The organism is Streptomyces sp. GbtcB7, from assembly GCF_019091445.1.
GTDB lineage: Bacteria > Actinomycetota > Actinomycetes > Streptomycetales > Streptomycetaceae > Streptomyces > Streptomyces mirabilis.
On sequence record NZ_JAGXJM010000828.1, the window covers coordinates 1 to 228 of the forward strand.

1 pseudogene is annotated in these 228 nt (G+C 73.2%); it reads right to left on the reverse strand.

What is annotated here, in order from left to right:
• Positions 1-228, reverse strand: a pseudogene (locus KVT44_RS57680) (hypothetical protein); the annotation flags it as partial.

Consider the following 228-nt stretch of genomic DNA (forward strand, 5'->3'; position numbering starts at 1 on the left):
CAGGGAGTTGCGGAACATCCAGCCGTCGGCCGGCGCCGACCGCCGGGTGAACGGGGCGCTCGCCCGCAGCCGTTCGTCCGCGTCGTGGGCGGCCACGATGGCGGTCGTGGGTCTCGGCCGGTGCCGTGCGTGCAATCCGCTGGCGACCTCCCGGGGCTTGCGCAGCAGCGGAATCCCCGCAGCGGCCCATTCGGCGGGTTCGAGCATTCGGGTCAGTGGGTTGGTGGA